This is a genomic window from Sorangium sp. So ce176 (assembly GCF_051519835.1).
Taxonomy (GTDB): Bacteria; Myxococcota_A; Polyangia; order Polyangiales; family Polyangiaceae; genus Sorangium; species Sorangium cellulosum_G.
This window is the reverse complement of the sequence record NZ_CP150371.1, coordinates 11,891,653-11,909,143: the sequence shown is the minus strand read 5'-3', so window position 1 is coordinate 11,909,143 and position 17,491 is coordinate 11,891,653. Positions and strand designations below refer to the sequence as shown.

Genomic DNA, 17,491 nt, shown 5'->3' with positions numbered 1-17,491 from the left:
CGTCACGCGGATCCGCCGCGCGCGTCGGAAGCCCTGACGCGCACGACGATCGACTTCGACGCGGGGGTGTGGCTCTTCTCGGCCATGCTGCCGAGCGGCACGAGCACGTTGGCCTCGGGGAAGTACGCCGCCACGTTGCCGCGGGGGATCTCGTAGAGCACGACGCGGAACGCGCGCGCGACGCGCTCCCCGTCGGAGAAGCGGCTCGTGACGTCGACGAGGTCCCCCTGCTCGAGCCCGCGCTCGGCCGCGTCCTCGGCGTTCATGAACACGACGCGGCGCCCGCCGCGCACGCCGCGGTAGCGGTCGTCGAGCCCGTAGATTGTCGTGTTGTACTGATCGTGGCTGCGGATGGTCATCATCAGCAGCTCGCCGGGCTCGAGCTCGTGCCGCGGCAGCGGGTGCGCGATGAAGTTCGCCTTGCCCGTCGCCGTGCGGAACTCGCGCCGGGCCGCCGCGTTCGGCAGGGCGAAGCCGCGCGGGTCCTTCACCCGCGCGTTGAAGTCGTCGAACCCGTCGATCGTGCGCTCGATGAGGTCGCGGATCCTGTCGTAATCGGCGGTGAGCTCCTCCCACGGCACGCGCGACAGCGCGCCCAGCGTCGCGCGGGCGAGCCCCGCCACGATGGCCACCTCGCTCCGCAGCACCTCCGAGGCCGGCGGGAGGTTGCCGCGCGAGCTCGACACGACGCCCATCGAGTTCTCGACCGTCACGAACTGCGGCCCTCTCGCCTGCACGTCGCGCTCGGTGCGCCCGAGGCAAGGCAGGATGAGCGCGCGCCTGCCCGTCACGAGGTGCGCCCGGTTCAGCTTGGTCGACACGTGCGCCGTGAGGTCGCACCGCGCGAGGGCGCGCGCGGTGAACGCGGTGTCCGGCGTCGCGGAGAGGAAATTGCCGCCCAGCGCGAAGAAGACGCGGGCGCGCCCGTCGGCCATCGCGGCGATCGCGGCGACAGTGTCGAGCCCGTGGCGGCGCGGCGGCGAGAAGCCGAAGTTCTTCTCGATCCGGTCGAGGAGCTCGGCGGGCGGGCGCTCCCAGATGCCCATCGTCCGGTCGCCCTGCACGTTGCTGTGCCCGCGCACCGGGCACGCGCCCGCGCCGGGCCGGCCGATGTTGCCGCGCAGCAGCAGGAAATTCATGACCTGCTGCACGTTGGCCACGCCGTTCTTGTGCTGCGTGAGGCCCATGGCCCAGCACGCGATCGTGCGCTCGGACCGCATCGCGATCTCGGCCGCCGCGCGGATCCTGTCGCGCGGGACCCCGCTCTGCTCCACGATCTCGTCCCACGGCGTCGCGCGCACCGCGGCCGCGAACGCCTCGAAGCCGTCCGTGTGGCGCGCGATGAACGCGCGATCGAGCACGGCCCCCGGCCGCCGCTCCTCCTCCTCGAGCATCTCCTTGATGAGCCCCGTGAAGAGCGCGACGTCGCCGTTGATGCGCACCTGGAGGAACAGCGTCGAGATCGGCGCCCCCGGGCCGACGAGATCGAGCGGGTGCTGCGGGTGCTGGAAGCGCTCGCTGCCGACCTCGGGGAGCGGGTTCACCGTCACGATCTCGCAGCCGCGCTGCCGCGCCTCGCGCAGCGCCGAGAGCATGCGCGGGTGGTTCGTCCCCGGGTTCTGGCCGACGACGAAGATCGCGTCCGCGATCTCGAAATCCTGAAGAGATACGGTACCTTTGGCGACCCCGATCGCCTCGCGCAGGCCGACGCCGCTCGACTCGTGGCACATGTTCGAGCAGTCGGGCAGGTTGTTCGTCCCGAGCTCGCGCACGAAGAGCTGGTAGAGGAACGCCGCCTCGTTGCTCGTGCGCCCGGACGTGTAGAACACCGCCTCGTCCGGCGAGCCCAGCGCGCGCAGCGACGAGGCGACGATGTCGAGCGCCTCGTCCCACGACGCCGGGCGGTAGTGGGTCGCCCCCTCCTCGAGCAGCATCGGATGGACGAGCCGCCCCTGCTTGCCGAGCCAGTGGTCCGACTGCTTCGAGAGCTCCTCGACGCTGTGCTTGCGGAAGAGCTCCGGCGTGACGCGCCGGAGCGTCGCCTCCTCGGCGACCGCCTTCGCGCCGTTCTCACAGAACTCGGCGACGGAGCGCTTCTCCTCGGGCTCGGGCCACGCGCAGCCGGGGCAGTCGAAGCCCTCGCCCTGGTTCACGCGCAGGAGCGTGCGCACCGCGCGCGAGACGCCCATCTCGCCGACAGCGTGCTGCAGCGTCGCGCCGATCGCCGCGAGCCCGCCGGCGGCCGCGCTGCGCTCGCCGATCCGGGGCGCCTCGGGCTCGGGCGGCGGCTCGGCCTGCACGTCGCGTAGCACGTCGCGCGCGCTCACGACGCCGCCTCCGCCGGGACGGCGACGCGCTCGCGGCCCGCGTACACGTTGAACCGGCCGTCGCGCGCGAAGCCGACGAGCGTCATCCCGTGCGCCGACGCGAGCTCGGCGGCCAGGCTCGAGGGCGCGCCCACCGCGACCATCACCGGGATCGACGCCCGGAGCGCCTTCTGCACGAGCTCGAACCCCGCGCGCCCGCTGACCATGAGCACCGCGCCCGGGTCGGGCAGCCTCCCGGCGAGCAGCGCGGCGCCGACCAGCTTGTCGACGGCGTTGTGGCGGCCGACGTCCTCGCGGAGGTCGGCGAGCGCGCCGCTCGCGTCGAAGAGGGCCGCCGCGTGCAGCCCGCCGGTCCGCCCGAACACCGGCTGCGCCTCGCGGAGCCGCGCGGCGAGGCCGTGCACGACGCGCGGCGCGAGCCGCGGGGCGCCCCGCGCGAGCGGCGCGGGCGGCGCGAACGACGCCACGTCGATCGACGCCTTGCCGCAGACGCCGCAGCTCGCGCTGGCGACCGCGAGCGCGCGCTCGGTGCGCCCGAGATCGACGGTCACCTCGTCGCGGAGCGCGACGCGCACGAGCCCGCCCGAGGGGCCCTCGCCCTCCTCGACAGCGACGACGTCGGCCGCGCCGGCGATGATGCCCTCGGCGAACAGCAGCCCGATCGCGAGCTCGCGATCGTGGCCGGGCGTGCGCATCGTGATCCCGAGCCGGCGCTCGGCGCGGTCCTGCTGCGCGCCGCGGGCGCGCGCGACGACGACGATCTCGAGCGGCTCCTCCACCGCGAGCAGATCCTCCGCGTCCAAGGCGCTGTCGTCCGTGATCCTGCGGATCGAAACGGGGGTCGTTGTCGAGGTCATGGCTGCGTGTCCCGCGCCTCCCATCCTAGCCCGCGGCCGAGCGCCGGGGAGGACCGGCGTTGCGGCGCTCGCCTGGTCGCCGTGCGACGTTGCCCGCCGCCCCCGCGGCCTCTCCGTGGCGCCCGGGGCGGAGATCTCGCTCACCGCTCACCCCGCGGACCACGCCGCGACGAGCCGCCCGAGCTCCCGCTCCGGCGCGTCGAGCGGCGCCTTGCCGCGCCACGCCGGCGGGAACAGCGGCATCACCGCGCTCCGGAGCAGCGGCGCGAAGCCGGCGATCTCGGCGGGCCCGCGCGGGACGCGGAGGAGCGGCACGCGCTCGCCCTCGAGCGCCGCGAGGCCCGCGAGCGCGCGCTCGCGGATGGGGGCGAGGTCGCCCGGGGGGACCTCGCGGGCGTGGACCGCCTGGTAGTGGCGCAGGAACGACGCCGCGCCGGCGCGCGAGATGTCGGCGCGGTCCTCCTCGCCGACCTGGCGCACGACGGCGACGAGCGGCACCGGCACGGGCGTCACCCCGAGCGCCGCTGTGTCGCGAAAATCGGGCTGCGCGTACGGCAGCACCGCCGGCGGGACGGCCCAGAACCCCGCGCGGCCGTAGGCGAAGAGCCGCACCGCCGTGTCGCTGTCGTCCGGATCGACCGGCTCCATCTCGGCGGCGAGGAGGATCTCCGCCTGCCCCGCCGCGATCCCCGCCGCCTCGAGCGCGCGGCGCGCGAGCGCGACGGGCGCCGCGCGCAGCAGGGCGGCGAGGCCGGTGCGGCGGAAGTCCGGCAGGACGAGGGCGTGCGAGAGCAGCACAACGCAGCGCCGCGCCGCGCGGTCCAGCGTGACGAAGCAGTCGCGCGCGCCGGCGAGGCGCCCGTCGTCGACGCCCCGCGCGAGGAGCATGTGGTACGTCGCCGAGATCGGCGCCGCCCGGTCGGTGTGCTTGCCGGCGAGCCACGCCCAGAGCACCTCGCGGCGCTCGATCTCGCCCTTCGGCCCGAAGAACGCGTCGAGCGCCCTGTAGCCCTCGTCGAACGCCGCGTCGCCCTGCGCCTCGTCCAGCGAGAACTGCGCGAGCGCCCGCGCGACCTTCTCCGGCCCCTCCCCCGGGCAGACGTCGCGCGGGTCGACGATCATCCGGCCATCTCGCGCAGCACCGCGTCGAAGACGGAGACCGCCTCGTCGACCTCCGCGACCGTCGTGATGAGGTGCGGGCGGAGCCGCACCGAGCGCGTCCCCGTGTAGCTCGCGAACACCCCGCGGCGCAGCGCGCGCCCGAGGAAGTCGTCGCGCGCCGCCGTCGTCGGCAGGTCGAAGGCGAGCAGGAAGCCGCGGCCGCGCGGCTCGCTCGCGAGCGCGGGGTAGCGCTCGCAGAGCTCCTCGAGCCGGGCCAGGAAGTGGCGGCCCGTCGTGCGCACGTTGCCGAGCAGGTCCTCGGACTCGATCGTGCGGAGCGTCGCCAGCGCGACAGCGGCGCGCGCGCGGTCGCCGTTGCGCGTCTGGTACATGCGCCCGAACTGCGCGACGTCGTACGCCGACGTCGCGAAGAACCCGCCCATCTGCATCTTCTTGCCGAAGCACATGAGATCGGGCGGGCGCGGCAGCTCGAGCTGCTCGTGCGCCCAGAGCGTGCCGGTGATCCCGAGGCCCGTCTGCACCTCGTCGAGGATGAACGCCGCGCCCGCCTTGCCGGCGAGCTCCTGCGCGCGGCGGAAGAAGACAGGGCTCGCGTGCCTGTCGCCGCCCTCGGACTGCACCGGCTCGACGATCAAGGCGGCCACCCTGCCCTGGTGCGCGTCGAGGATCCGCTCGAGCGCGGCGAGCGCCTCCGCCTCGGCGCTGTCGTTCTCGGCGGCGTAACGCGCGAGCGGGAACCGGCTCGCCGGGAACGGCGCCGTGGGCCAGGGGAACGCGGGCAGGTCGGCCTTGTGGATCACCTTCGAGTGCGTCGCGGACATCGGCCCGAGGCCGCGGCCGTGGAACGCGCCGGCGAACGACACCACCACCGCGTCGGTCCCCGCGTTGTCGAGGATGCTCTTCTGCTGCTCCTCCGGGAGCTCCAGCGGGTTCTTCGGCAGCCCCGCCGCCTCGCGCCGGCGCTCGCCGTGCCGGATGAACGCGGCCTTGAGCGCCGACTCGACGCCCTCGCCGCCCGCGTCCACGCAGAAGACGCGCGCCATGCCGCGCGGGGCGTACCGCTGCTCGAGCGCCTCCACGAACTCGAACCAGGCCGGCGTCGTCACGAACGGCGTCGACGTCGGGTTCGCGACGGCGCGGATGAACGCCTCGCCGTGCGCCGCCTCGACGAGCGCGGGGTGGTTGTAGCCGAGCGCCCCGAGCGCGAAGTTCGCGAACAGGTCCAGGAACACGTTGCCGTCCACGTCGACAAGCGAGCACCCCCGGCTGGCCGTGTCGTCCATCACGACAGCGCGGTAGCGCGACTGCATGTCGAAGCCCCCGCGCGCCATCCACGCGCGCGCCTTCGGCCCGGGCAGCTCGGTGACGACTCTTCGCGGAGGGACGGACGGGAGCGTGGGACGATCGGAGAAGTCCATGGGTGGATGAGTATCCCGCACGCGAGGGCCTGTGTCATCGCCGCTTGCCGAGCCCGGGCGCGCGGGTTTACGACGGAGGCATGTCCGAGACGCGTGAGACCGTGAAGGAGCTCTGGAAGCTGTGGATCGACAACGCCGAGAGGGAGGCGCTCTCCGGCGAGACGTTCGAGACAGCGAACCCCGCGACGGGCGGGACGCTCGCGCGGCTCGCCCGCGGCCGCCGCGAGGACGTGGACGCCGCGGTGGCGTCCGCGCGCGCGGCGTTCCCGGGCTGGGCCGCGATGGATCCGAACGAGCGCGCGCGCATCCTGTGGAAGGCGGGGGAGCTGATCCTCGCGCGGTGCGAGGAGCTCGCGCGCCTGGAGGCGGTCGACACAGGCAAGCCGATCACGGCGGCGCGGACGATCGACGTGCCGCGCACGGCGGACACGTTCTTCTACTTCTCCGGGTGGGCGACGAAGCTCGGCGGCGAGACGATCCCGGTGCGGGGCCCGTTCCTGAACTACACGGTGCGCGAGCCGCTCGGCGTCATCGGCGCGATCATCCCCTGGAACTTCCCGCTGCTGCTCGCGGCGCGGAAGGTCGCGCCGGCGCTCGCGGTGGGCAACACGGTCGTGGTGAAGCCGCCGGAGGAGGCGAGCCTCACGACGCTGGAGCTCGCGCGCATCCTGGCGGAGGCGGGGGTGCCGCCGGGGGTCGTCAACGTGGTGACCGGGCACGGCGAGGAGGCGGGCGCGGCGCTCGTGGAGCACCCGGGGGTCGCGAAGATCTCGTTCACGGGCGGCACGGACACCGGCCGGGCGATCATGCGCGCGGCGGCGGGGACGCTGAAGAAGCTGTCGCTGGAGCTCGGCGGCAAGAGCCCCAACATCGTCTTCGCGGACGCGGACGTGGAGAGCGCGGCGAAGGCGGCGGTGACGGCGATCTTCTACAACCAGGGCGAGCTGTGCACGGCGGGGAGCCGGCTCCTCGTGGAGCGGGCGGTGCACGACCGCGTGCTGGAGACGGTGACGCGCGGCGCGCGGAAGCTCGTGCCGGGCGATCCGCTCGACCCGTCGACGCAGATGGGCCCGCTTGTGTCGGAGGCGCACTTCACGAAGGTGCTCGGCTACATCGACCGCGGCGCGGCCGAGGGGGCGCGCCGCGAGGCGGGCGGGCGGCGCGAGGGCCCGGGGTTCTTCGTCGAGCCGACGGTGTTCTCGGCTGTCTCGGAGTCGATGAGCATCGCCCGCGAGGAGATCTTCGGCCCCGTGCTGGCGGTCATCCCCTTCGACGGCGTCGAGGAGGCCGCGCGCCTCGCGAACGCGACCGAGTACGGCCTCGCGGCCGGCATCTGGACGCGCGACATCGGCAAGGCGCACGCGCTCGCCTCGCGCCTCGCGGCGGGCACGGTCTGGATCAACACGTACAACCGGTTCGACGCGGCGAGCCCTTATGGCGGGTACAAGCAGTCCGGCTACGGGCGGGAGAACGGCCGCGCGGTGCTGGACGAGCTCACGCAGCTCAAGTCGGTCTGGGTCGCGCTCGGCTGACCCGAGCGCCGCGCAGCGGGGGAATCGCCGAGATGCGGAGAGACACACGCTCTCCGCATCTCGGGCTCGACGCCCCCTGTCGACTACTTCGTCGTCCCGGCGCCCTTCGTGCCGGCGCCGGCCCCGGCGGCCGGGGTCGCCGCCGGCGGCTGAACGCCGCCCTGGCCGCCCGGGCTCCCCGCCGTCACGCCGGTCTGCCCGGCCTGGTTCCCCGACTGCGCGCCGGCCGCGCGCTGCCCGCCGGTCGTGCCCTGGTTCCCCGCGCCCGTCGCTCCGGTCGTCGCGCCGCCCTGCGCCCCGGCGCCGGTCGCGCCCTGCGTCCCCGTCGCGCTCGTCGTGCCCGTACCGCCGGTCGTGCCGGCCGCCGGTCCGAGCTTCTGCGCGAGCGCCTCGGCGTCCTTGAGGTGCTTCTCGATCGTCGGGCGGAGGTCCTTCTCGATCATCGCCTTCAGATCGGCGTTCTTCGCGTCCTGCAGGATCCGCCTGTCGAGCAGATCGAGCGTCTTCTGGTGGTCCTGGATCATGGTGGCCACGAACTGCTGATCGAAATCGGCGCCCTGCAGGGCCTTGAGCTGGTCGACCGCCTGCTGCGTCTCGGTGGTGAGCAGCTTGCTCTTGTCCGACTCCGCCGCCGTGATGCCGAGCTTCTTCACGAGCTGGGCCTGCTTCGCCTTGGCCTGGGTGTGATGCTGGGTGATGACCCTGGCGTAGGCCTTCACGTCCTTGTGCTTGGCCTTCGTCTGCGCGAGCGTGGCCTCGTCAATCTCCTTCTTGTTCGCGGCGTCGAGCACGGCGACGATCTGCTCGTCGGTGAGCGGGGCCTCGGGCGGCGCGCTCGGCGTGGTGGTGGTGGTTGCCTCCGTCTGCGCGTCCGCGCTCGGCAGCGGCGCCGGCGGCGGCGTGTCGACAGGCGGCGGCGGCGTGACGGCGGGCTGGGTCGGCGGCGGCGTTGCTCCGCTCGCCGAGCTCGGATCGCTCGCCGGGGGCTGGTTCGAGCAGCCAACGCCGAGGGCGAGACCGAGCGAGACGACGAGAACGTTGCGCGATGCGACCATAGATCGAGACCTCCTCACGTGGGTTTGGGTGCCCGGCCGACTGCAAGATCGGTGCACAGGGCGGCATCGTGGGTTTCCCGCGATCCGCGCGATCCGTGGGGCGCCTCACTGTCGCAAATCGCCACAGCGGGAGCGAAGTTGCCTCAGCAGGCGCCGCCTGGATACGGATCTCGCCGTTTCCCCCGCGCGCCGCCGTCGCCCTGGCTGCGACGGGGTAGCACCACTGCACACAGGGTAACAGGGGCTCTGCCTGGCCGATCGCAGCTCGGAGCATGCGCTGTTGGGAGCTGCCGTCGGATCATCAACGTAAGTGTCCCAGAGGCTCGCCGACACCCACACGACGACGGGCGGCTGCCAGCACACGTCGGATCAATCGACATCCCACGCTTCGGACGAATTCCACCACGCCTGTCGCGCCCGCGCATGCGCCGCGGCATCCCGGCAGCTCGGTCCGACGAGGAGGCAGTCGCACGCCCGCGCCACGCGGGTCGCACCGAGGCGCTCACGACGCTCGGCCGCAACGATCCCGAGGGCGACATGCGTCGCCCCCGGAAGGGCTGGAGGGCTTGCCATGTTCATTCGAATCCACCGTTGTAGCCATCGGCGTAACGATAGGGAATTTTCGCGAGGCAGAATCGTCTGCGGCCCGGGTCGTCCTCCCGAGCCGATCTGGACTATTCAGGGAATCGAAGCGCCTCGACGGCGTTGCCGTCCTCTGCTCGGATCTCGTTGCCAGCCCAGTCCCAGCTCACGCCGCCCTCGCCCGGCGGGCCCAGCTCGAAGGTGACGCCCTCCAGCGTGAGCTGGTCCTCGTCGAGGTAGGCGATGCCGATCGAGTCGCCGCCGCGCCCTGGGCCGCCGTAGCCGCCGTCGCCTCCTCGGCCGCCGTCGCCCCCGCGGCACGACCACGTGCCGTCCCCCACGGCGCCCCCCGACGCGCCTCGACCACCGTCGCCGCCTGCCTGGGATTGGCCTCCGTCGCCACCCGGCCCGCCGCCGCTGCTTTCGATCACGCTCTCCCGCACGGTGAGCTTCGCGTGGAGCGCGATGATCCCGATGCTCGGGTAGCCGTTCCCGCCCCCACGGCCGCCGTGACCGCCGCAGCCGCCGGCGCCGCCGGAGCCGCCGCCGGCGCCTCCCTTCGAGGCCACGCCGCACGCGGACACCCCGCCTCGCCGCCCGCCGCCGCCGCCCCCGCCCTGGCCCGGCATACCCCAGGTGCCGTCGCCGGCCTTGTCGCCCTCCCATCCGGTATCGCCGAGGCGCCCGATGCCCTGGCCAGGTGCGCCGACGTTCCCGGGCGCGCCGGGGTCCCCGGGGGCTCCGCTGGAGCAACCGACACCGGTCACGTCCCCGCGTCCCCCGCTCCCTGCGCCCGGGTCCGACGACGCGTCGGGTTGCCCGTCGTCCCCATCGCCGGCGCCATCGGGAAGGCCGTCGCCTCCCTTGCCGCCGGTGCTCGGGAGCCCTCCCTCGCACGGGTTCACCGCCTCGGCGCCGCCGGGGACAGTGCTCGCGGAGCACGCGTCGCCCCCGTACACCCCATTGGGGCCTTGCTCGGCCGTGTACGGCCAGGTCCGCTTCTCGCCGTCTCCCCCTCCCCAGCCGCGCGGCGCGCGAATGTAGGCTCGGATGAGCTCCACCGCCGCGCCCGAGCGCACAAGCAGGGCGGTCGGCCCGCGCGCCGTGAACCGCATGTCGACGATCGTCGATACCCCGTCCCCGGCGCCCGTGTCTCCTTCGCTCGCCGGAACGACGGTCAGGAGGATGTCTGGTTTGTCCGTCACCTGATGCATCGGGCGGAGGCCGGGCTCACGGTGCCACCACAAGCAACTGAATCCCCCGATGAGATCGACGCCGGAGGGCAGCGTGAGCGGATCGAAGAAGCCGTCGTTGCACGCGAAGACGCGTCCTCGTCCGGTACGCGCGAGCTCGACACCGCGCTGGAGCGTGCGCACGGGCTTGTCCCTCGTGCCGGGGTTCGCATCGTTCCCGTTGCCGAAGGAACCCGCGACGAACACGCCGCAGCCGTCCTCCAGCACATCGGCGGCGAGGCGCTCGAGGCACACCGACTCCGGCGGCGGCTCGCCTGGGCACGACGAGCCGGCGTCGCACCCCGTTGCCCCGACGTCGAGGGGGCCAGGCGTCGTGCCGCAGCCGGCCACGACGAGCAGCAGCGCGGGGACCAGGTCCGTCGTTCTCGCGATTCGCATCGTTGCTACCTGGAGGTTGGGTGGTTCGCCTTGGCGCGCTCAACGGGGTGGCAAGGGGTCGGGGCCATCGAATTGGCGGTAGGGCACGGCGGCGCCAACCTCTCCCTTGCCCTCGTCGTCATCCGGCGCTGCGTTCCCTGCGAGGCCCCCATCTCCGCCGGCATCGTGGTCGAGGGTCGCACCGGAGGCGATGGTCACGGTCGCGCCCAGGGACGCAACGCCGATCGAGGGGCCCCCGAGACCGCCGCCGCCATCCCCTCCGCGGCCGCCATTGCCCCCCTTGCCGCCGTGGCACGCATGCCACAACCTATCAACAGGGTGCCTTCCACCGTACCCGCCCTCGTGACCCTTGCCGCCCGGCTGGCCGATTCCGCCCACCCCACCGCGGCCGCCATGGGCCGCGGTCACCTTTGTCGCCTCGAGCGTGAGCACGCTCCCCTGCAAAGCGATGATGCCGATGCTCGCCCCCCCATAACCACCGCCGCCGCCGCCGCGACCGCCGCAGCCGCCGCTGCCTCCCGAGCCGCCCGCCGCTCCCCCCTGCGGGCCGCCTGCCCGGCAGGCAATCATGGGGCCACGCGACTTGCTGCCACCGCCGCCGCCGCCCCCCTGACCCGCGCCGCCGCGCTTCCCATGCTCGCCCTGGACGCCGATCCAGCCGTCGACGTCGATGTGGCCTGGACCCACAGCGCCACCCGCGCGATCGGCGCTGGCGCCGTCTGCGCCTGCTTTTCCGTCGCTGCACTCCGTCAGATCCGCGCCGAGCCCTGCGCGGCCGTTGCCCTCCGGGTTCTCCGCCGGCTCCGGCTGTCCCGGCTCCCCGTCGCTCCCCGACTCGAGCCCGCCGTCACCGCCGTAGCCTCCCACGGACTCGATGCCGCCGTCGCATGCGGTCACGACCGGAAGGGCACCCGTGGCGACGTCGGCCGTGCAGGCGTCCACGCCGTGGTTCCCCAGCAGGCCGGACGTCGCCCGCTCGCTGGGCATGTCCTCGCCCGGCTCCCCCTCCTCGCCGTTGCCCGCGACGATCGCGCCCTCCCGCACGATCGCCCTGGCCCCCTGGCTCACGATCATCGCGATCGACGACTTGCCGTCGCGCGCCGAGGCGTCGGCCGCCACGGCGCGCACGCCGAAGATCACCGACGTCGCGGCGTCGTCCCCGACGACCCGCAGCGGGATCCCCTCCGGCGGCGCGATGACCGTCGGCTCGTTCGGCCCGTCGAACGCCCACGCGTACGACCAGTCGCCGTCATCGCAGCGACGGGCGCCCCAGAGGTGGATCCCCGACGGCAGGGTGACCTCTTCCTGGAACGTCTCGCCGCACGCGTAGACGTGGCGCAGGCCCCGCGCTCGCGCCTCCACGATCGCGTCTTGCAGCGACGTGAACGGCTCCGCCCGCGTGCCAGCGCGCGGGGCGTCGTCGGGCGCGCTCGCCCTGACGAACACCCCGCACTCGTCCATCACGGGACCCGCGCCGGGCTCGATCACCTCGCACCGCGACTTCGGCGGTGCGAGGCACATCCGCTCGTCGACGCAGTCCTCCGCGTACGTGCACCCCGAGAGCCCGCCCGCACCGCCCGTCGAGAACGCCAGCAAGGCGCACAGCCGAACGCCGCGTCGCCACGGGAGAAGACGCACCTGCTTGCTCCTCATCATCACCACACCCCGTGCGCCACGAGGCCGATCTGTCCCGGAGCGGCCATCGGTGACAGCGCGACGTTGTCTCTCCTGGGCGCAGCCTGGCCGAGGCCGAAATCGGTGAAGAACGAGGCGATGGTCGCGGCCCCGAGGACGCCGCTTGCTATCACCAGCCCCGTGCCGAGCGCGGCGAACTGATCTCGCTGCCGCCGCAGGCGCGACAGCTCGGAGCACGTCGCGGGGGGCGATGGTTCCCGGCACGCCCACGACGTCACCCCCAGATCGTCGAGCTTGCCGTTGAGCTCCGCGAGATCGCCGTCGGCTCCCCTCGCGTGGACCATGAACAGGACGCCGAAGGAGGCAGTCGCCGTGGTCAGGCCGATGCCGGCGATGCGCAGCACCCCCGGCCACGACGACGACGAGAGCGGCCCGGGCGCCTCGGCGCGCGCGGCGGGCGCGGCGCTCACGGGCATCGGCTTCGCCGGCGCGGTCTCCTTGGCGCTGCTCGCCGTCGCGCGCGGCAGCACCGCCGCGATCTCGTGCCGCGCGCCCGCCACGGCCTGTATCACGTGGAGCGCTTCTTCCCGGCCCGTCGCGAGGAGCCGCACCGTACGTTGGCCCGGCTCGAGGAACAGCCGGTGGGCTCGCGCGGTCCGGTCGAGGGGCGTGCCGTCGACGATCACCTCGGCGTCCGGTGGATCCACCGCCACGATGAGCGTCCCGACGAACGCCTCTGCCTTGCGCAGCCCCTTCGAGAATCGCTCGTACTGCGCAGGAGACAGCGCATCGTGGTGCTCGAGGCCCTGCTCAAGGCTCCACGCCAGGTGCTCCGCCGCGTCACGGTGCTCGCGCAGCGCGAGCTCGCAGAGCCCGAGCTCCCCGGCGATCTCCGCGCGTTCCCTCACGGTGGCGGACGCCGCGTCGGCCGCATCGAGAGCAGCCTTGTAGGCGCCGGCGGCCTCGGCCCACCGTCCCTGGGCGCGAGCGCGCTTGGCGCTGCGAAGGTGCTCCTTGAAGGCCGGACCGTCGCTTCGTGCGGGCGCCGGAGCGCGATCCTCCGCGCGGATCGGAGGCGCGAAGCCGATCGCGACGCCAAGCATCAGGCACATCCACAGCGATTGCGCGACGCGACGCATGGCGTGAACGGTACGTACGCCCGCCGGAGGGTGTCAACGACTGGAAATCGCCACAAATCAACGCTTTGGATGACAAGAGACGGCCCGATGGCGGAATACGTGGTCCGTCCCTGGCGGCGGCGACCGTGCGCGCGCGTCGAGGTGCCCCATCGACCGCGCTTTTTCCGCTGGACACGGCAACGTCACGGAGCGTCGCTGCCGTGGTGCCGGAAGGCGATCCGTCTCCCATCCGCCGCTCCGCGAGTCGGCTGCCGCAGCTCTGCCCGCTCCTCAGGCGCATTCTGTAGCCACCCGAGCAACGTGAACGCCTGCGCGGAACGAGCCGCACGCCTCCGGACAAGCCCGGCGCGCTTCCCGCTACGTCCCGCGAATTCAGGCCGTAGCATAATATATCATTTCACATATCAACATTGTCTATTCTAGAGAATCCAGCATGTGGTCCAGCCATGAGGCAAAATCCTCCGCCTCCGATTCTGGTTCTTGATCAGATGCTCGCTCATGAGCCCACAGCACGACATTAGGCTCGTTTTTTTTCATGGTATCGAGACAGTGAAGATTGCCGCCTCCATCGTTCATAATAGGCAACAAGTGACGTGGCAACCGAGGCTCCATTTCATGACGTTCGCTTTGTGTAATATGCACAATATCCAGATGCGGCGGCGTGTCTGGGCCCAAACCATAGATCTCAAAGTGTCCAACGCCACCCCATCCAAACTGCTTCAAAAATAGACGGTATCCGCCCACGATTTGAGCGCCTAGAACCCGTTCTGCAGCCGCAATTTGATCTTCGCTCGCACCTGTCCCCAGTTCGCGATCATCGAATTTAATCAAGCGCGCGGCAACATCAGTATACTTCGTCATCGGGGTTTCCTTACTACGGCAGGTCGGGATGGTTCAACTTGTAATTCGATCCAAGTCGGTGTTCGGTGCGCGACAACGGCTGCAAATTATCGAAGGCGTTCGTGCCTCCTTCGGCGAGTGGAGTCCGGTGATGTAGCTCCATGGGATGGCCATCAGGGCCGATCGGGGGCTTGCCTGCACGTATCCGAGCCAGGTTCTCATGGGAGTATTTGCTCGGGTTAGTCGCGGCTTCGTTCCTCCAGAACTTTGCTTTCACTTGGCTGAACTCCGCTCTTGCGACTCTGAGAGCTTCACCATTCACTCGACCTCTCGCTTCAGTAGGTGTCGCCCGCGGCGGAGCGGTACTGCCCGACCCGCTTGACATCATCGCCTGTGACAGCCCCTGGATCCCCGCCGCGATGTTCCCGACCCCACCGACGACCAGCCCGGCCGAGACGACCATCGCAGGCACACCGATCGTCGCGCCGATGCCGGTGGCGCTCGTGACGCCGCCGAAGACTTCCCCCGTCAAGCCCCCGATCGTGAGGGCAATCCCGCCGACGATCTGCCCGATGGCCAGGCCCATCCTGGCTTCCGGCGTCCCATGGGCCAGCACGCCCGCGGCGTCCAGCAGTTCGTGACCCACGCCGGCGAAAGGAACCGCCCCGAGCAGCAACCCGGCGACAAACCCTCCCTCGATCTGCACATAGGGGTTCTGTGACCAGTCGATCGGCGCCGTGGTCACCGGCTGCGGCACATGCCCGGAGGCGCTCCCGGTCGTGCTGACGTCGATCGGCGCCACGGCGCCGCCCGCCTCGGCAGCCATGGTGTTTGTATCGGCGTCGGCGCGCGCCTCGTGCTCCGAGGATGGAAGGACCAGCTCGATTTCGATCGGCGGCAGGCCGAGCTCGTCCGAAGTGAACTCCGCGCCGGCCGGCAGCGGTGAGCGAGCCCCGTCCTCCGGGAGCGCTTCCTGAAAGCCGCCCGGGTCGACGTAGGCGAGCGGGTTGTTCAGCACGTAGCTGTACGAATTCCAGCTCTGCCCGAAGGACGGAATCGAAACGATCGGGTCCGTTGTCAAGAACCGTCCGATCCTGGGATCGTAGATCCTGCCCTTCAGGTTCACGAGCCCGAGCTCGTCGTCGCTCTCGTGCCCGGTGAATCCTTGCGTCGTCTCGCTGGAGAACGACGCCGGCGCGCGCTCCCCCCACACGGGGTTCCTGCGCTGCCCGAACGGGTCGTAGCTCCGCCGCTCGATCACGTCGCCGTCCTCGTCGGTGAGCGCATCGACCGAGCCGAGGTGATCGACATGCACGTACCGCGTGCCGTCGTCCGAGCCTCCCCGGGTCACGATCGCCACCACGCGCTCCGGCGAGTGGACGTGGTACCGATGCTCCACGGTGCCCGACGCCCGATCGGTGACCCGCTCGTAGAGGTCGCCGAAGTAGAGCGTCTCCTTCTCCGGCGTCGTCTTGCGAATCCGCCGCTGGTCGCCGTCGTAGCCGAAGGTGATGGTGGCCGCGCCCTGCGTGATGCGCTCCGGCAGGTCGAACGGCGTATACCGCACGGTCGTGCCGCCGGGCCGCGCGATCTGATTGCCAACGGCGTCGTACACGAAACTGTCGGTCCCCGCGCCGGTGACCGCGTGCGGGTGCAGCGGGTCATCGTAGGAGAGCGTTCCGACGTCCGACTTGAAGGTGAGATTGCCGTTCGGGTGGTAGTCGTACCGGAGCGCGCAGGGCGCCGACGCGCGCTCGACCTCGCCGAAGTACGCGCAGTTCAGCCGCTGGAGCGGGTCGTACCGGAAGCGCTCCGTCGTGTTCTCGGGCTGGAGCGCGTCGGTGCGGCGCGTGAGATTGAGGAGATCGTCATACCCGTAGTCCAGGTCTTGCACCTCGGCCGCGCCGCTCTGCGTCACCACGTGTCCGAGGCGCTGCTTGTCGGCGTGGTAGCTCCGTGTCGTGATCGCGCCGTTGCCGAACACCTCTTCTCGAAAGCGCCCCGCGTCGTCGACGTCCGTCAAGCGCCAGTACGCGTCCTTTGTCTGGCTGTCGCGCACGGCGAGCACGTGGCCGTGCGCGTCGTGATCGTGGGCCACCACGAACGACGCCGCGCCGAAAGGCGCAGGATACGTGACCGTATCGACACGGCCGAGCTCGTCGTAGCCCAGCTTGGCTTCCAGGGGAGCACCCTCTCCGTCGATACGGAGCGTGATCGTCTCGATCTGGCCGAAGCGGGTGTACCCGTACGTCTTGTCGCCGTCCGGGCTCGCGAGCGTGTGGAGCTTGCCGATCCCGTGCGCCGCCGTGTCCCAGGTCCACTTCGTCGTCAGAAGCTCGGCGCCGTGCCGGTCCACGCGCGAGTCGGGTCGGCCGAGCGCATCGTAGGCCCACGTGGTCTCGCGCCCGAGCGCATCGGTCGATGACATCAGCTCGCCGAAGCCGTCGTGGATCGAGCGCGTGGTGCCCCGATCGGGGTCGTCGAGCTGCCGGACGCGGCCGAACGCGTCGCGCGTCATGCGCGTCACCGCGCCGCCTGGGTCGGTGACCGTGTGCAGCATGCCGAACGGGCCGTAACCATACCGGGTGATCCCATCGGCTGCATCGGTTATGGACTCGACGCGCCCCAGCGGATCCTGCGCGGTGACGGTCACGTGATCGAGCGCGTCGGTGACGCGCACGAGCAAGCCATCGTAGTCCGTCGTCGTGACCGCGTTCCACGGCGTCGTAGAGCGCACTTCGCGGCCCACGGCGTCGTGCTCGTAGCGATCGTACAGCCTCTCGCGCTCGGGCGTATCTTCGCTGACCGGCACCGAGCGCTGCGCGATGTGCTCGCCCAGCGCATCGTACCCGATCTCTTGCAGGATGCGCTTCGCCTCGCCCGAGCCCTGCGCCGGTTCCGGCTCGGGCCCGTACCACCACCACCGGATCTGGCGGCCGAGGCTGTCGAATTCGATCGTGTCGTCGTCGCCGCCGGTCGTGGTGCTTCGCTGCGTCACGCGCCAGGCGTCCTGGTTCGGGCCACCGTCCTTGGAGCGCGACAGCGCGACCGTCGTCGTGGTGCCGTCCGGGCGCCGCTCGATGCCGAGGCGCCCGAAGCCGTCGACCTGCCACTCCGTGACGAGCTGATTCGGATCGACACGCCTGAGCAGCACACCGAGCGCGTCGTCGTACGCCACGATCGTCGTGTGCCCGGCCGCATTCACGTAGCTCTGGGGGAAGATGCCCTCGTCGTCGAGCTCTGTGGTGGATGTCCGCCGGTGTCCGAAGGCGTCCTGCGCCGGACCTACCAGGCGGCCCGGGTGGCCCCATGACCCTGCAAAAAAGAGGGACGTCGCCGGTCGCTTCGCGCCC

The 17,491-nt window shown here is 71.7% G+C and carries 11 protein-coding genes; 1 reads left to right on the top strand and 10 read right to left on the bottom strand.

Annotated features, from left to right (window positions below; genetic code table 11):
- Positions 1-2: 2 nt before the first annotated feature.
- From WMF42_RS44915 to WMF42_RS44900, 4 genes are all read right to left on the bottom strand, one after another.
- On the bottom strand, positions 3-2,327 hold the full coding sequence (locus tag WMF42_RS44915) for an FdhF/YdeP family oxidoreductase (protein ID WP_437689449.1): 2,325 nt from the start codon (positions 2,325-2,327) through the stop codon (positions 3-5).
- Positions 2,324-3,184 (bottom strand): formate dehydrogenase accessory sulfurtransferase FdhD, encoded by an 861-nt coding sequence (locus WMF42_RS44910; RefSeq protein ID WP_437689447.1) that lies wholly within the window; start codon positions 3,182-3,184, stop codon positions 2,324-2,326. Before WMF42_RS44910 ends, WMF42_RS44915 begins: the two co-directional genes overlap by 4 nt.
- Before the next feature lie 147 nt (positions 3,185-3,331).
- A complete protein-coding gene (locus WMF42_RS44905; RefSeq protein WP_437689446.1) occupies positions 3,332-4,306 on the bottom strand; it encodes a hypothetical protein in 975 nt (324 codons plus the stop codon).
- Positions 4,303-5,724 carry an aminotransferase class III-fold pyridoxal phosphate-dependent enzyme gene (locus tag WMF42_RS44900; protein WP_437689444.1) on the bottom strand — a complete coding sequence of 474 codons (1,422 nt, stop codon included), beginning with the start codon at positions 5,722-5,724 and terminating at the stop codon, positions 4,303-4,305. Before WMF42_RS44900 ends, WMF42_RS44905 begins: the two co-directional genes overlap by 4 nt.
- 80 nt (positions 5,725-5,804) lie before the next feature.
- Between WMF42_RS44900 and WMF42_RS44895 the strand changes: the two genes are divergently transcribed.
- Complete coding sequence (locus WMF42_RS44895) at positions 5,805-7,256, top strand: aldehyde dehydrogenase family protein (RefSeq protein WP_437689443.1); 1,452 nt, start codon at positions 5,805-5,807, stop codon at positions 7,254-7,256.
- Positions 7,257-7,339: 83 nt separating this feature from the next.
- On the opposite strand, the gene WMF42_RS44890 is transcribed toward WMF42_RS44895, so the two are convergent.
- The 6 genes from WMF42_RS44890 to WMF42_RS44865 all read right to left on the bottom strand — a co-directional run bounded on the left by WMF42_RS44890 (position 7,340) and on the right by WMF42_RS44865 (position 17,316).
- Positions 7,340-8,311 carry a DUF4142 domain-containing protein gene (locus tag WMF42_RS44890; RefSeq protein ID WP_437689441.1) on the bottom strand — a complete coding sequence of 324 codons (972 nt, stop codon included), beginning with the start codon at positions 8,309-8,311 and terminating at the stop codon, positions 7,340-7,342.
- A 674-nt stretch (positions 8,312-8,985) separates the two neighbouring features.
- Positions 8,986-10,524 (bottom strand): hypothetical protein, encoded by a 1,539-nt coding sequence (locus tag WMF42_RS44885; RefSeq protein WP_437689439.1) that lies wholly within the window; start codon positions 10,522-10,524, stop codon positions 8,986-8,988.
- A 39-nt stretch (positions 10,525-10,563) separates the two neighbouring features.
- Positions 10,564-12,120, bottom strand: a complete 1,557-nt coding sequence (locus WMF42_RS44880; RefSeq protein ID WP_437689437.1) for a hypothetical protein — start codon at positions 12,118-12,120, stop codon at positions 10,564-10,566.
- A 59-nt stretch (positions 12,121-12,179) separates the two neighbouring features.
- The gene (locus tag WMF42_RS44875; protein ID WP_437689435.1) at positions 12,180-13,067 is read right to left on the bottom strand and encodes a PEGA domain-containing protein; all 888 of its coding nucleotides are present in this window, start codon (positions 13,065-13,067) and stop codon (positions 12,180-12,182) included.
- Between the two features lie 645 nt (positions 13,068-13,712).
- The gene (locus tag WMF42_RS44870) at positions 13,713-14,159 is read right to left on the bottom strand and encodes an SMI1/KNR4 family protein (RefSeq protein ID WP_437689433.1); all 447 of its coding nucleotides are present in this window, start codon (positions 14,157-14,159) and stop codon (positions 13,713-13,715) included.
- 13 nt (positions 14,160-14,172) lie between these two features.
- Positions 14,173-17,316, bottom strand: coding sequence for an RHS repeat-associated core domain-containing protein (locus tag WMF42_RS44865; RefSeq protein WP_437689431.1), 3,144 nt, complete (start codon positions 17,314-17,316; stop codon positions 14,173-14,175).
- Positions 17,317-17,491 lie beyond the last annotated feature (175 nt).